This is a genomic window from Bartonella sp. AU15XJBT, from assembly GCF_028618615.1.
Lineage (GTDB): Bacteria > Pseudomonadota > Alphaproteobacteria > Rhizobiales > Rhizobiaceae > Bartonella.
Genome location: NZ_JAQITG010000015.1, coordinates 1 through 14755, shown reverse-complemented (window position 1 = coordinate 14755; position 14755 = coordinate 1). Strand labels below are relative to the sequence as shown.

General features: G+C 43.0%; 10 protein-coding genes and 1 pseudogene. 2 read left to right on the top strand and 9 right to left on the bottom strand.

Going from position 1 to position 14755, the window contains the following annotated elements; all coding sequences use genetic code 11:
- Positions 1–34: 34 nt before the first annotated feature.
- The 7 genes from PVV57_RS07135 to PVV57_RS07105 form a co-directional block, all read right to left on the bottom strand.
- A complete protein-coding gene (locus PVV57_RS07135; protein WP_273719194.1) occupies positions 35–1498 on the bottom strand; it encodes a hypothetical protein in 1464 nt (487 codons plus the stop codon).
- A gap of 606 nt (positions 1499–2104) precedes the next feature.
- The gene (locus PVV57_RS07130; protein ID WP_273719195.1) at positions 2105–2800 is read right to left on the bottom strand and encodes a hypothetical protein; all 696 of its coding nucleotides are present in this window, start codon (positions 2798–2800) and stop codon (positions 2105–2107) included.
- An 81-nt stretch (positions 2801–2881) separates the two neighbouring features.
- Entirely contained in the window at positions 2882–4000 is a 1119-nt protein-coding gene (locus PVV57_RS07125; protein WP_273719196.1) for a N4-gp56 family major capsid protein, read from the bottom strand.
- A 291-nt stretch (positions 4001–4291) separates the two neighbouring features.
- Positions 4292–5065 carry a hypothetical protein gene (locus PVV57_RS07120; RefSeq protein WP_273783716.1) on the bottom strand — a complete coding sequence of 258 codons (774 nt, stop codon included), beginning with the start codon at positions 5063–5065 and terminating at the stop codon, positions 4292–4294.
- Between the two features lie 327 nt (positions 5066–5392).
- Positions 5393–7231 (bottom strand): portal protein, encoded by a 1839-nt coding sequence (locus PVV57_RS07115; RefSeq protein ID WP_404977245.1) that lies wholly within the window; start codon positions 7229–7231, stop codon positions 5393–5395.
- The gene (locus PVV57_RS07110) at positions 7216–8577 is read right to left on the bottom strand and encodes a PBSX family phage terminase large subunit (RefSeq protein ID WP_273719199.1); all 1362 of its coding nucleotides are present in this window, start codon (positions 8575–8577) and stop codon (positions 7216–7218) included. Before PVV57_RS07110 ends, PVV57_RS07115 begins: the two co-directional genes overlap by 16 nt.
- A gap of 892 nt (positions 8578–9469) precedes the next feature.
- Positions 9470–9790, bottom strand: a complete 321-nt coding sequence (locus PVV57_RS07105) for a hypothetical protein (RefSeq protein WP_273719200.1) — start codon at positions 9788–9790, stop codon at positions 9470–9472.
- A 766-nt stretch (positions 9791–10556) separates the two neighbouring features.
- Here PVV57_RS07105 and PVV57_RS07100 point away from each other — a divergent pair.
- The gene (locus tag PVV57_RS07100) at positions 10557–10928 is read left to right on the top strand and encodes a helix-turn-helix domain-containing protein (protein ID WP_273719201.1); all 372 of its coding nucleotides are present in this window, start codon (positions 10557–10559) and stop codon (positions 10926–10928) included.
- Between the two features lie 1031 nt (positions 10929–11959).
- The gene (locus tag PVV57_RS07095; RefSeq protein WP_273719202.1) at positions 11960–12313 is read left to right on the top strand and encodes a helix-turn-helix transcriptional regulator; all 354 of its coding nucleotides are present in this window, start codon (positions 11960–11962) and stop codon (positions 12311–12313) included.
- A gap of 520 nt (positions 12314–12833) precedes the next feature.
- Here PVV57_RS07095 and PVV57_RS07090 read toward each other — a convergent pair.
- Together PVV57_RS07090 and PVV57_RS07085 are read right to left on the bottom strand one after the other, a co-directional pair.
- The gene (locus PVV57_RS07090; protein ID WP_273783714.1) at positions 12834–13037 is read right to left on the bottom strand and encodes a hypothetical protein; all 204 of its coding nucleotides are present in this window, start codon (positions 13035–13037) and stop codon (positions 12834–12836) included.
- Between the two features lie 1062 nt (positions 13038–14099).
- Positions 14100–14755 (bottom strand): annotated as a pseudogene (locus tag PVV57_RS07085) (MFS transporter); the annotation flags it as partial.

Here is a 14755-nt window from a genome sequence, read left to right as displayed (position 1 = left end):
CTATTGCATAGTTCTTTTGATTATTATGGCATGCTTATCGCATGCCGGCGGGCATCAACTCCACATCAAATCCCGTGACATGAGACCAATTCATCCCCTCAGGAATGCGCAATTTAAAGCGATAAAACCGTGCCCTTGCGCGACAATGAATTTGTCCGGTATTATGAGAAGGCTGTTTTTCTGGTAACCACACGGTTTCTTCTTCAAGAGATTGTCGAAAGCGCATTCCCACAGACAAATAAAAGTTTCCACTATTGACTTGAGGCATAATATTTTTCACCCGTGTTATCACGCCATTTGTCTGCCCCATTTCTTGTGATGTCACCACACAAGCCATAGGAGAACCAGAAAATGATCCCAGTCTGCCCTGTTGATCAAAGGCTCCCAGAATAGGCGATTCATTTTTCCAAGCTTTACTATCGAGAGAAAAGGACAAATCATCAATATTTTGAGCTACAAAATCGAGACCTTCTAGAGTTGTTCCAGATAAGAAAATGGGTAAGATCACTTTGATATCCACGAGAGCTTTTGTCCATTTTTGCAATCCCCAATCATAAATGAGCAAGATACGTTTATGGAGGCTCTCATCGCTATCCACCATCCAATAAACACGATTATACACGCCATCGATCGCCGCAGACATGGTATACAGATTACTCTGTCTTGATTTTGCAGTCATGGTTCGATCCACTTTTTCAAAGCCAATGGGTATAATCTGTCCGTCATTGGTTATTTGATAAAAACCGCCCTCATCAGCAAAGAACGCTAAATCTCCGCGACAAACAATCGATTCAGCATTTTTTGCCCCTCGTTTATCGTGGATTTTTTGGAAACTAAAAATAATCTTAGAGCCAGGAATAAAAGAACCAGCATAGATTGCAGAACGCATAAAGATAATGGGATTTGTTGTCTCCGTTGCCCCTTGCACGAAACCGCCATCAGGAAAATCTTGATAATCACAGCTTTTTTTCCCCACGGTCCAAAATTCTGCATCATTAAGTCCAGACCAATGCACCCGTCTTGGATGTTCGGTTAATTTCATCAAACAAACGAAATCTCCCCAGACGCGAACGATCCCCGCTTGTGGTGGATTTCCTCCTAAATTTCTAAATGTTTTATCATGAATAATATCGATCACTTGTGGTTTATCATTGGCATTGACCGCAATAATAAAATCACCAAACAAAGCAAAAGACCACGGGGCATCGATATTCGCCAAATAAGCCTTTCCTTTTTGGCTAATATCTTTCCACTTCATTGTTGTGTTATCCAGCAAGAAGATTTTTTCTCTTGTCCCAACAATAATAGAAACCCCATTTTTTGTTTTAACCGCAAGAGCGCCTAAAATGGGCTCCGGACATGACTCTGACAAAGGTTCAAAACTTGGCATAGGGATATAAGAGCCATCAGCCGGGAGCACATTGACAAGTTCATCGGTAAAAATTCCATTGATATCCGCCACATCAGGTCGATAATCAGCGATTGGGAAAAAAGCCATCAAGACCCCCATAAAATATTTGAAGAGCCCAGTGCTAAAACACCAAGGCTTGCTCATTAAAACCACAAAAGCCCTTAAAATTATAAGAGCACAAAATTCTATAAATATACAACCCAAGGTTGATACACACCTTGAGAAAAATAAGATCACACATCATGGCAAGGCCACCACCTTCCACCAGCGCCCAAGCAAAATCCACCGCTAACCTCTTTAAATGTCAGCCTCGCCACCACCCACACTCTTCAATGCCAGCTTCAACCCCAAGTATTGAAAAAAAGCCATAAAGCCCCCCAGAAGATGCCCCCATAAAATATCTGAAAAACGCAGTGTTATTCAAAACATCAAAGCTGATTGATGAGAACCACACGCCTAGAACAAAACTTTAAAGGCATAAAATCCCATCAAGTCACAACCCAAAGTTGATACATTCAAAAAAAATATCAATGTCCCCAGCGCTTCCCCCTCAAAACCCGCTCCTCAATGCCAATCTGGTTCTCAGCACCAATTCAGTCTCCAACATGAATTCAGTTCCTAAAGCTCATCGAGGCATAAGCACGACTCTCGTCTTTAACGCCAATCTGAGCATAAACAATTGAAAAAAGCCTTTTAAAAATTCATTGGGCGAATTTTTGAGGAACCTTTTCGACGGGATGTTTCAATACGCAAAGCTTGAAGCTGTTCTTGAAAATCTCTAAAAGAAACGGCAGCATATTCAGGATCTTTAAGGATATTTTTATAAAGTTCATATTTTGCCCGTGCTTTAATGAGATCAAAAGCATAAATCAACCAAGGATTATTGTCTTCTTTGAGCTGTTCATCGCTAACATAAACAGGAGTATACGAAAGTTGTACGTCTTCGACACTTTCTGGTGTTGGAAAGAGTCCCATTTTTTGATCAAGGGTGGTATAAAAGAATGGCGTTCCTAACTCAGGATGCCTACCATATTGTTGATGCAACACTTCCAAGGGCTTAAAGAACAACTTTGTTGGTGTTGCATTCTTTGTTACTAAAAAGACGTCCTCCAAACCCTTTTCTGATTCAATAAAAACGCCTTCTTCTCGTCCATACCATGTTTTTTCACTTTGTGTTTTGAACGTGCTTTTTCTCCTTTCATTAAAGAAAAAGGGTTCACGTTCACACAAGCGCAAAGCCGTAACAATGGAATCTTGAATTTGCAGAGAATATTCAGCTGTTGTATCGTCAATTTCATCTTGAATCAGCGCGACCATAGAGGCAAAAGTTTGCGATCGATCTGAATGTGTAAGATCGCGCTTGTTAGGATTACTGGATAAAGCGGTCATAAGCCTTTCCTTTTTCTGGAAGTATTTTAAATTTTCCCCCAACAAGAAGAATCTGTTGGGGGAAGTGAGCAAGCATTCGCTTTAAGCAGGTGCTCCATAAGTTGGGATAACGATTGTGCCAAAATCTTGAGCCCCTTGCGAACTTCCTGGCAAGGTAAAGCAGGTTTTTTTCATACCAATAATGGTTTTTGCCGCAACCCCGAATTCTCTTTCATAATCGAAGAGTTCTTCGACCAATTTATAGCGTGTTGCGCCTCGATCTTTCCCAAAAGCGATCACAGCACTTTGTGCCCCAAGAAGCACCGCACGACGCACATTGGGGACAGCTTTATTTGTCGTTCCAGACTCAACCCCTTCGGTAATATGTTCAGCTTCGCGTAAAACGACACCATTATACATTCCCAAAGATCCATCATAGAGCGGATTTTTGATACGGCTTCCACTATAGATTGCCTTAGTAATGTCGAGCCATTGTCCCGCATCTGTATTGGTTCGCAATTGCGTCACTTGGGTTGGATGAAGATAAAGCACATAGACATTTTCCCCATCGATCCGCACGGGTCTAATTTTTGGATTTGCCAATTTAGCCCGTTCAACAGCTTTATCGATTAGTTTAAGATCAAAAACATCATTTTCTTTTAAGTCCTCATCTTTTGTTTTATCGTGAGGACGCACCACGCGTTTATTGGTTGGAGCCGTTGGGGCATTAAACCCATAATGAACGGGTTTAAGAGTAATTGTGCGTCCCTCAAAGTTAATGGTTTTTGCAGTATATCCGCAAACTTGAATGAAGAACATCATACTGAGACGATCCGCATACCAATCAACCAAACCATTTTTTGCTTCTGTGCGCAAATCGTGGAGAATCCGTTGTTGATCAATGGTGCCCTCATTTTTGACACGCACCGCATGAACGAGTTCATTAATTGCCAAGCGATCATTGAGAAACTGTAAAGCTTCTTCATTGCCTTCCAATGTCTGCCCTTCACTCACCCCATCACCGAGCAACTGGACACGCAAATTAAAGCTAATGGAATCCCCACTTGCTTTCGTGGTTTCATCCTTTAATTGTACGATACTGTTTGAATCATTTCCAATCAACGGTGCAATTGGGATTGCTTTTGAGACTTCTTGGTTTAAGAGTTTAGACCATGTGCGCACTGCCATTGGGTCATTGAGTCCGATATAAGTTACAGTCATTTTATCCTCGAAAAGTTTATTGACATAAAAAAAACCCGGCAAAGCGCCGGGCGCTCAAAACACCACATTTCATTTCAGATGGTGAATAGGTTGTTCTCGTGTGTTTTGTTTCTGTTAGCCTCTCGCCTCCCACTGATAAGAGCTCTCCTGACCGCGTCCGTGCTTTGAGAAATCCCCTCTCTGCCTCCTCCACCCACACTCTCTTATGTTTCCACAAAAGACACCCCGCGCATTTCATGCACCAAAAGCCCCTCACGTATCCCGCAAAAGACACCTGCCACATTCTTGTTTTTAAAATTCTCTACCACCCATTAAACGATTAAAAGCCGCTTTATTTTTAGGATCAGCAACCCAAGTGCTAAATTCTGCTTCTGACATTTTATCCAGCATATCCAAAGAAATTAGCCCACTTGGCGTCAAACCGTTATAAGCAGCAAGTGTACGGGCAGAATTGTGTCTTTCTTGTAAATTTTCACCCATGGTATTCTGAACATTTGTATAGCCAATTTTTTGTGCAATCGTGTAAATCACTTCAGCCGGATTTTGATTTTTTTGCGCACAATCGCGCAAGATCTGCTTCAACTCATCACCAATCCTTGCATCAATATTTTGGGGATCAGCCAGCTCAGGATAGAGCGAAGCATAAGCTGCCAACTGTTTAGCGCGCATTTCATAAATAAAATCAGCCGCTTGATCAAAATCATGGTACTTTTGTTTAACACTTGCAACAGACTGCTGATAAAACGCCTGCAACTGTTCTGCTTCGCGAACAGGGGAAGGTTGTTGTTGTTCATTAACAATCCCTTGTTTTTGGAGAGTTTTTCCCAACCATTGCATATAGCCCATAAAGTCCTTTTGCGGATCTGGCGGCCCAACCTCTTTTCCTTGAAACTCTTTTCCCCCTTCTTGGGAAGGTGTCTGTTGTTGATGCCTTTGCCCTTGAAAATTTTCTTCCAAAGTTTTTGCTTCTCTTCCAATTTCACCCTCTTCTCCCTCTTGTGTTGAGGCAAGAAAGTCTTGTTTCAAATGGTTTTGTTCTGCCGGCGTTAAATGTTCTTGATCCATGACGTTAGCCTTTTCTTTTTTAAACAATCAAATTAAATTTTTCAGATAAAACAGTTTATGCGCATTGATCCCCAATGCCCTTCCATCACTTGGGCTCCAGCATATCGACACCATGCTCCCCCTCACATGACAGCAAAACGCCATCTCTTCTCTGCTTCTGCCCCCAAAATGGACTGTCCAACAGCATAGCCCTTCTGAGCTAAAGAGAAAGGGCATTGCTCTCTATAAGCATAAGCAACATTGTGTCATGGAAATTTGTATCCATCTGCCCATTGATAAAGATCATCCAAGATCGCCCATCACAAAGCCCCCTATTCACAAAGCCACTTATTGTTGGGCATTTACTGTCTGCAACATCTGCATGATCTGCTCTACTCCTCCATGAGTCCCCATTGGTGCTGCAGCATTTTGCTCTTCTTGAAGAGTGTTTTGCGCCTTTAGCGCAATTTTATGAATAAGAGAGGCGGGTAAAGGCGAATAACGTAAGAGATCGAGCATAATCTCTGGTGTTGCAAAATTTTGCATCAAAGGAAGCAATTGCATGATCAATGCAAAAGTACGCTCTTTTTCATTCAGACTCGTTGGTGCATCATCCACGACAATATCATATTCCAAACTTGTTACCATTTCGCGTGTCAAAGGAACATACTGCGCATTTTCATCCCCAGCAATACGAACCAACCGCCCATCGGACAGATAATTTTGAATCAGATAGAGAATAATTTTCCCCTGTCGCTGCCGATATCGACGCAAACCATCAAAAAAGGAAGCCAACAGATTAAGAGATGATTGGCGCCGTTGTTGTTCAAGAATACCGGGCTGATTAACAGCGCGCGTCCCAACAAATTCAGAAGACAATCCCGTCACTTGCTCGAGAGCGCTCTTTGCTTCATTAAACAATTGGAAAAACCCTTGCGGAAATTGCGCCACCGGTTTAGGCTGGATTCTCCCACCAGACACAGCCCCACTTTTCAACCAAGTAATGCTATCGGCTCTAGCCCAACTCTCAACAGCTTGTCGATCATCATCAAAAGCATCACGTTCTGCCATAATACCGCCTTTTGATTGGCTATTGAGCAAATACATCACTTGACTAAAATATTTGTTTGCCCACCGTTGTGGATCTTTTGTAGGGCGCACAAGCCCGTAAAATTGCCGGCTTAACTTATCAAAAGTACCGGTAATACATTCCCATCCCAATTGACCTGCGGGAACCAAAGGCTTATCGGGTGCTTCAAGCAACTTTCTGCCTAAAAACGCTCGTTTGACAATTTTTCTCATCAACCGTGTTGCTTGAATATCCGGAAAGGCTTTACTTAAATTTTGGAAATCCTGCTCTGAATAATCAATAAACTTTCCACTTTGCGGTTCGAGAACTTTATAAACCACCTCACGTTCAAACCAGCGACATTCAGCCAATGTCACCATTTTAGGCCGTTGATAGCTTGTTCCCTCTTCTTGTTGATAAGGTTGTGTCCCATTGTTGGTTGGGTGTAAAAAACTCTGATGTTTCACCCAGTCGGCATTAAGATCACTCCAATGAACATGGGGAAACATTTGCTGAGCCACTTCTAAAGGCTTTTCATCAATGTACCATAAGCGTTGTGCATCAATGAGATTAGACTTAACAGCACTCGCATCCCAGACCATTTTCATAGGATCAAGCCGCGCAATAATGGGTTTTCCTTGCGGATCTTCTTCATAATCAAGGCGGGTATCCGTCCAGCCCATACCGCAAATGACCGCATCTTGAAAAGCATCGGAATCTTCATATTCCCCATCAGCTTCATCGCGAAACCATTCGGCTGCCCCTGTTAGAATCTGGTTTGCAAAAGCAGCCCCTTCTTGTCGTGGAATAAATTGGACTTGTCTTTTATTATTGCGCTCAGCCCCAATAACGGCATTAATCAAAGGTGCAATACGGTTAAAAGTCATCACCGGTCTGTTTTGTTCGTTCAAGACGGCCAAGTCTTGCTTATTCCATTGCCGCCCATTATAAAAATCGTAGTCTTCTTGGGCATTTTTTCGCCATTTTTCCACATGCGCAATATCATCCTGATACCAGCCTACGAGTTTTTTAAAGAGTGCTTGATGTTCAAGCGTTTCGATTTGATCAAAAGAAGAGAAAGAAGAATCTGTAAGTATATTCATTAAAAAGCCATCCATGAAGTTTGAGAATGGTGAGAAGAGCGATAGGTATTTTTTTTAGGACGGACATGGGGCTGTTCATAAGCCACACACATCAGTCCAAAGGCATCGGCCCCATGGCTTGCCCAATCATGTTCAGCGCCAAGACCAATATTGCGCTGTTCATCACGCTTTTCATGATACCAAGCGAGTGCTTTTCTCCCCGCACCTGTTGTGTCACGATTAAACCATAGAGCAGGAAACAAACGCCTTACGGCTTCGATACGCATTTTCACAGCGCCCGTTCCCTGATTAGGAATGATTTTGGTTTGAAAACCAGCTTGTTGCAGTGCACTTTCAAAACTGACATTATAAACACGATCTTTTGTTGCACCATCATGGGGCAAGACCATGAGAGCCTTTTCATATCCCCTTTGAAAGACCCACCCCACATGCTCAGAAAGCGGTTGCCCTTGGGCTTCATAATAATCGAGCACGCGAATTTCCCGCCCAACAAATTGCGCGACCCACAAGGCGGTTGCATCGGCCTTTGCTCCCGTTCCCCCGATATCCCAAAAGATTTTAATTTGCATCAAAGGATCACGTGGAACAGTGGTAATCCGCCCTTCCATTTCAGCTTCGAGAAGACATTTTTGATAATAAGCGCCTTGCACAGCTTGGAGATATTCCCCTTCCCAAATATGGTTATACTGCTCTGGTCTTTGTTGCAAATCGCTCAATCGATCCCGATTAAGCTTTTCGGGAAATTGCGGATTATCGCGCCAATTAATTTCCGCCCCTTTGATATTGGGGTTATCAACATTTCGAAAACGTTTTTCCACGGGGGCATTTTCATGGCATGGGTTCCAAGTGACCCATAATTCTGCATTCCAATCTTTTCCCTCTTCGCGCAAAGTTGGAATAAGCGTTTGCCAAGCAGTCTCGGTTACCGGTTCCGCCTCATCAACCCAACAGAGGAAAACACGCCCCATTGATTTAATACTAGCAATATTTCGATCAAGACCAGCAAAAACATAGACGATCCGTCCATCTTTTGATTTAATATATTTATCGCCGATTTCATAATAGTCTTGTAGAAACGGATAAGATTCGATGGCGCGTTTAATTTCTTCCAAAGAACTCTCATTGAGAGAATTTTGAAACTGTCGCGCACAAAGAATAATACCGCGTTCCCCCGCCATTCCATGGCGATATCCCACCACAGCTGACATCAAAGCAAAAGAGCGTGTTTTTCCAGAGCCCCGTCCTCCCCAAGCCGCCCGCACATCGGCTTTTCCCGTAAAGACAGGAATAAGCTTTGGGATAAGAGCCACTTGAGCCGTTTTCTGCCCGATTTTTTGAGAAATTTTCTGAACAATTGTCATGATCAATTTTTATACTTTAGCAGCAATTGAACTTCACATTTTTGCATGAGATCCCACCTGAGCAATCCCCTTGCCCCCGCCATACACCCCAAGCCCTCAAGCCCCCCAAGGCACAAAGCCCTGCCCCCTCAAACACCGCGCCCCTGTCCCCCACAAAAGCACGGTATCTGCCCCCATTTCACCAGGCTCACACAAAATCCCTTAAAAGCACGCCATCTTCCAATTTCATGCCCCGCAACATCCCCAAGCCTTACACTTGATCTATGCCTCAAAGATCCCCACCAAAGCACACCATCTTAAATTTCACGCTCCTCATCCATCAAAACAGTATCTCATACCACCCCGCCCAGATACCCAAACACCCCAGGCCCCCAGCAGTTAAGTATCACAAACACCTACAAGCACGATATCCTCTGCTTCAAACGCGCTCACACATCATCCCCCAAAGCAGCGCCCTTCCACGAAGACATCTCCGATCATCCACTTCCACGCAACATTTTCCGATATCACAAACCTCAGTTTTCCGCAGGCTCACGCTTCAAAATCCCGCTTCTCCGATTGGATCCCCTTTGACTTCACGGATACAATCTCGATCCGCGAAACTGTTTTGACATCTCCACCCCTTCAATAACGAGAAAAGACAAACCTTCACAAGAAATCCAAAACGGCAGAGTGCATCAAGCGCTCTCCCCCGCGCCTTTCAAGCATCACAGCCATGTCCCCTTACGTACCACGCCCAGATCTCTTGCCACAATCTCTTGAAAGCTTCATCTACTTCGATACACGCCCTCACACATCATCCCCCAAAGCAGCGCCCTTCCACGATGACATCTCCGATCATCCACTTCCACGCAACATTTTCCGATATCACAAACCTCAGTTTTCCGCAGGCTCACGCTTCAAAATCCCGCTTCTCCGGTTCGGTATTTTTAGGCTTCACGGGTACGATCTCGATCCGCGAAATTGTTTTGACCTCTCCCCCTGCTTCTCCCGTCACCTGAAGAGGCAAAACTTTTGCCAGCAGTGAAAAAAAAGGCACAGGATTATTTAGCGCATGATATTGCAGATAAGACACCAATCCATCTTCTCCATAGTGAGATCCAGCTTGTTCAGCGGCTGTCAGTAAGGCTTCATTAAACCGCTTGGTTGTTTTATTCAAAGCCCCTTTTTTCCGCCCTTTTCGACGTAAGGGAAGACAATTTTTCTCAGCCATCATCATGTTCCTTTCAATCAAGAAAAACCAATTCCATGACATAAAAGAATGCCATGAAAATCAGCAACGAATCTTCAAAAGCACTCCACAATGAAAAAAGCAAAACCACCCTCAACAAGCCAAAAGCTGCCATAATACTGGACCCCTCAACTCCAAACCTCTGTTCCCATTCCATGCCCTCACAAAAGGACAACACGCCCTAAAAGCCCACACAACGGGTCAATCCTCCAGCTCCTTGAACGTCCCTTTTCTTATTTTACAGATCCACGCCTTTACGCTTTTCTATCTTTACAGAAAAATCCTCCAAACCATCACCCCACACCACTTTAGTCAACACTGATCTATTAACCATCAAACTTCTTGTGTAGCAAAATATCCCCTACGAACTTCAGATCATCACCCTTCAAACGGATAGTATGCCTTGCCTTATCCCAAATATTTCTGCTCTCTTCACCACACCTCAGAACCACACTCCTTTACAATAGAACCGCACAGCCAAATATTTTAATTTTTCTTGCCAATCTTCTGAAATTACTTTATCACTCAAAAGATGCTTTGGTCGTCTACGCAGCGATCAATAAGGGATTTGAAAGTCCGAAAGCTCAGTACAAAAAATCGATGCCACTTTGCGGCATCTCCCGGATTCCGGGAGCTTTTGCTATGTCCAGGTGCGATAAGCACTAAAAGCAAAAGGCTGACTGAGCTCAGTGCTTTCAAACTCCCGGATACCAACGCGAGGGCGCTCGCAACCGGCGGGGGGCTTGAAATGCAAACCAAAAATCCACGTTTTAATGATATTTCGATTGGCAAAAGAATTCGTCATAGAAGAATGTCAATGCGGCTTTCTCAAAAGGAATTAGGAAACCATTTAGGTGTCAGTTTTCAACAAATCCAAAAATACGAAAAAGGCTTCAATCGTGTAAGCGCAGGGCGGTTACAAGAAATTGCCAAGCTACTGAAGGTTCCCATTACCTTTTTTTATGCGGATATTGCTACAAAAGAAGATATCCCCACAAAAGAATATCCCTCACACGATGATCAAGAAATCTATAGCGAAAAAGAACACGCTCTTGTAAAAAATTTTAGAGAACTCCACCCTAAAAAACAGAAAGCAATTTGGTGGTTAATTTCCGATTAGACAAAAGCCCCCTCATCAGCATATTCCGCAACATACCTCAATAAAACTTATGTACATCTCAAGAGACAATATTTCAAGGAATCTTAAGAACAAGCCCAATCCTCTTCTTCACTCTTCGTCCCCACTTCTCTCCCTACATGCTATGCCACAACAAACGCCCCCACAAAGCCCAATTCCTTCACATCATTTTACAGATCCACGTTTTTAGGCTTTTACGTCTTTACAGAGAACAGTGAGACGAAAGGCTCAAACAGTCAGCACGCGCTGCACTATCAACACAAATCTTTAAACCACATGACTTTTCTAGCAGAATTCTCTTCTAACCACTTCATATGGTTATCACCACGTCTTAAAGGACGATATTTCATAAAAACTTAAGAGCAAGAGCTATTCTTGCCACTTTTTGCCTTTTCACACTCTCTGCCCCCCTATTTTCTCACCGCATTCCCTACCACGACGAAAGCCCCCACAACGCATAAATTCTTCGCATCATTTTACAGATCCACGTTTTTATGCTTTTGCGTTTTTACAGAAAAATAGAAAATGAAACGTTCAACCCGCCATCTCCACACCACTTTAGTCAACACTGGTCTATTAACAATCCGGCTTCTTATGTAGCAAATTACCCCTCTACAGGATAAAACTTTCCACCTCACACCGATTTGTAAACTATAATCCAGCTTCTCACCTAGCGACTATCCCCCACTGAGATCAAATCACCACTCCTCAAAAAATATTCTTTTACAATAGAACCGCACAGCCAAATATTTTAATTTTTCTTGCCAATCTTTTGAAATTACTTTATCACTCAAAAGGTGCTTTGATCGTCCACGCAGCGATCAATAGGGAGTTGAAGCCTGAAAAGCCTAATACATGAATTTGTCCCGCTTTGCGGGTATCCCGGAATTCCGGGAGCTTTTGCTATGTCCAAGTGCATCTTCGCACTAAAAGCAAAAGGCTGATTAGGCTCAGTACTTTCAACCTCCCGGAATACTCATGCGAGGGCGCTCGCAACCGGAGGGGAGCTTGAAGTGCAAACCAAAAATTCACATTTCAATGATATTTCGATTGGCAAAAGAATTCGTCATAGAAGAATTTCAATGCGGCTTTCTCAAAAGGAATTAGGAAACTCTTTAGGTGTCAGTTTCCAACAAATCCAAAAATACGAAAAAGGCTTCAATCGTGTAAGCGCAGGGCGGCTACAAGAAATTGCCAACATACTGGCGGTTCCTATTACCTTCTTTTATACGGATATTGCTACAAAAGAAAATCATTCATACTATGATCAAGAAATCTATAGCGAAAAAGAACAGACCCTTGTAAAAAATTTTAGAGAGCTCCACCCTAAAAAACAAAAAGCAATTTGGTGGTTAATTTCTGATTAGGCAAAAAAGCAGCATTCAAACATTATCCGCCGACACCCCCCGCCATTACCCGTCAACACCGCGTGCACCTAAAGCTTTCGATATCGGCTATCACCCGCCTCCAATAATGGTATTTACAGCAGCCCCTCAAGGTAGGAGGCCCACCCCCACTTCAAACAACATCCCCTTGTTCATCCCCCCTTTGACAGCATCAGAGAGCAACAAGCAAAAAAGCAACAAAATTTTGGAAAAAAACCTTGAGCACCCTCACCCCATTATCTTCTCACCCATCATCTTCCCCATCTTCCTGCTGGCTCTTATGCGGAGCTCTTAATCTGATCTGGTTTAAAGATACAATTCCGATTGTGCCATTATGATACCTTTTTACATTTACCTTGTCAAGTTTTTATATTGTTCTTTTAATATTTCGTGTCATTCTTTCTCATAATCATCTCTCTCATACAAACACAATGCCCAAAACATAAAGCACAAAATACAATATCATTATGTTGCTCATTCACGCGTTTTTGAAAAACATACCTTACAGCTTTCGCCATTTCACGACAGTGCGCTGCAAAATAATGCTCCATACCTTGTGATCATAAAAACCAACCTCTCCCTCTTCACATCGCTTGCTCTTGTCACCATCTCTGGTAGCAACCGCGCCCCTCCATCCCATTCTCTCCCATTTCAACCCACTCTCCTCTCTTGGCTCCAGCCATCGCCCCATCTCTCCATCTTCCATTCCTCTCCCCCCTCAACACATTCCTCGCCATGATAAAACCCCACATGCCCCAAAGCACGCACAACGCAGAAATCCTCCACGCCCCTAACTTCCTCTTCCTTTTTTACGGCTCCACGTTTTTACGCTTTACCATCTTTACTAAAAAGCAGCCAAACAAAACGTCCAAACCACCACACAACTGTTTTACGAGAACGCAACACATAACAACGTACTTCACAACAAGCTTATCCACCTACAAACTTGCCTTCATTCTTCACGCATCCCGTCACTCTCTTCACCGTCTCTTTATGCTTAAATAAAAGGAACACACCGGCATATTACCAATGTTGCCCATCTTTTGACTCACATGAAGCGTTTTTTAACCATCTGCCCCTCAAAGAACGAAATTTTCTAAGCACCGATTGACAATCCCATTTCAAAAAGCAGATTTTCCCACAAGACAAAACTTCCCCCACACACTGCTCTGTAAACAATTCTCTACACTTTAACCTCTTGCTCAACCCATCCCCCCACCGTCAAATCACCATCCCTCAAACGACAGCACTTCATCAGACACAACAGACAAGCCCCATTCCCTCACGCCATCCTTTCCGACACCTCACGCACTCCATTCCCCTCTCGTCAACACACTCTCATCCCCTCATCTCCATACGCATTCTCTCCCATTTCAACACTTTCTCCCTCTCCCCACTTGCGCCACAGCACTTAACAGCACTTAACAGCACTTAACACCCCAGCTTTCCCCTCCATTCACAAGACTCGTTCCCCCATTCCACACCATGATACACGCCCAACCTCCCCCAAAGCCTACACAACACATAAACCTTCCACGTCCTTAACTTTCTTTTCTTTTTTACGGCTCCACGTTTTTACGCTTTTACATTTTTACAGAAATTAACAAATGAAAGGTTCACACCCCCACACACCACTCTGTAAACAATTCTCTACACTTTAACCTCTTGCTCAACCCATCCCCCCATCTCGAAATCACCATCCCCTCAAAGAGCAGTATTTACGGCATGATAGGAAACGAACCGTCTTAGAAAAAACGGCATGGAGAGATCAATGATCGTCTTCTAATGTTGTATGAGGGGGTGTTAATGCTTTATTTTTCTTAATTTTTATAACACCAATCATTCCAGTGAAAATAATGAAAGAAGACATCGTTAAAAAAGAGCTCACCAATCCTACCAGTGCAAAAAGCCCAGCAATAAGGCCAGACACAGCTTCAGCAGAGTTTGCTAAAGTTGAAAAGGTTCCAAAACTCTTACCAAAATCTTCACGACGAGAGTATAATTGAAGCGCAGAGACTAAACTAATATCCACAAATGCCCCCGTAAATCCTAAAACGAAGGCAAACATGAGAAGCAGTGGTAAATAAAATATTGCCGCTAAAGGCATAAGAAATAGAATTCCCCCATAAAGAAGCCAAAAGACCATAAGCTTTAATGATGTAACCTTGACTATAATTTTACGATAGGACAAACCACCCACAATCGTTCCAACAGCCATGAGAGAAAAAAGTGAACTCACAAATCTTTCCTCTCCCCCCACAGACAGAACAAAAGCTGGAATTAAAAATCTTAAAATTGCACCTGCAAAGAGAATAGCAAATGCCGAGCCAACGAGCGTAATAAATAAATGTTTATTTTCAGTCGAAATATATTGAAGATAGGAAGCGGTTTCGCGATAAATTTTTATAAAATTGAATGATTTAT

What these genes read in the sequence shown, in the direction of transcription:
- PVV57_RS07105 (WP_273719200.1), bottom strand. Translation starts at nt 9,790, where the DNA reads ATGGCTGAGAAAAATTGTCTTCCCTTACGTCGAAAAGGGCGGAAAAAA.
- PVV57_RS07115 (WP_404977245.1), bottom strand. Translation starts at nt 7,231, where the DNA reads ATGGATGGCTTTTTAATGAATATACTTACAGATTCTTCTTTCTCTTCT.
- PVV57_RS07120 (WP_273783716.1), bottom strand. Translation starts at nt 5,065, where the DNA reads ATGGATCAAGAACATTTAACGCCGGCAGAACAAAACCATTTGAAACAA.
- PVV57_RS07135 (WP_273719194.1), bottom strand. Translation starts at nt 1,498, where the DNA reads ATGGCTTTTTTCCCAATCGCTGATTATCGACCTGATGTGGCGGATATC.
- PVV57_RS07130 (WP_273719195.1), bottom strand. Translation starts at nt 2,800, where the DNA reads ATGACCGCTTTATCCAGTAATCCTAACAAGCGCGATCTTACACATTCA.
- PVV57_RS07125 (WP_273719196.1), bottom strand. Translation starts at nt 4,000, where the DNA reads ATGACTGTAACTTATATCGGACTCAATGACCCAATGGCAGTGCGCACA.
- PVV57_RS07090 (WP_273783714.1), bottom strand. Translation starts at nt 13,037, where the DNA reads ATGGAAGATGGAGAGATGGGGCGATGGCTGGAGCCAAGAGAGGAGAGT.
- PVV57_RS07100 (WP_273719201.1), top strand. Translation starts at nt 10,557, where the DNA reads ATGCAAACCAAAAATCCACGTTTTAATGATATTTCGATTGGCAAAAGA.
- PVV57_RS07110 (WP_273719199.1), bottom strand. Translation starts at nt 8,577, where the DNA reads ATGACAATTGTTCAGAAAATTTCTCAAAAAATCGGGCAGAAAACGGCT.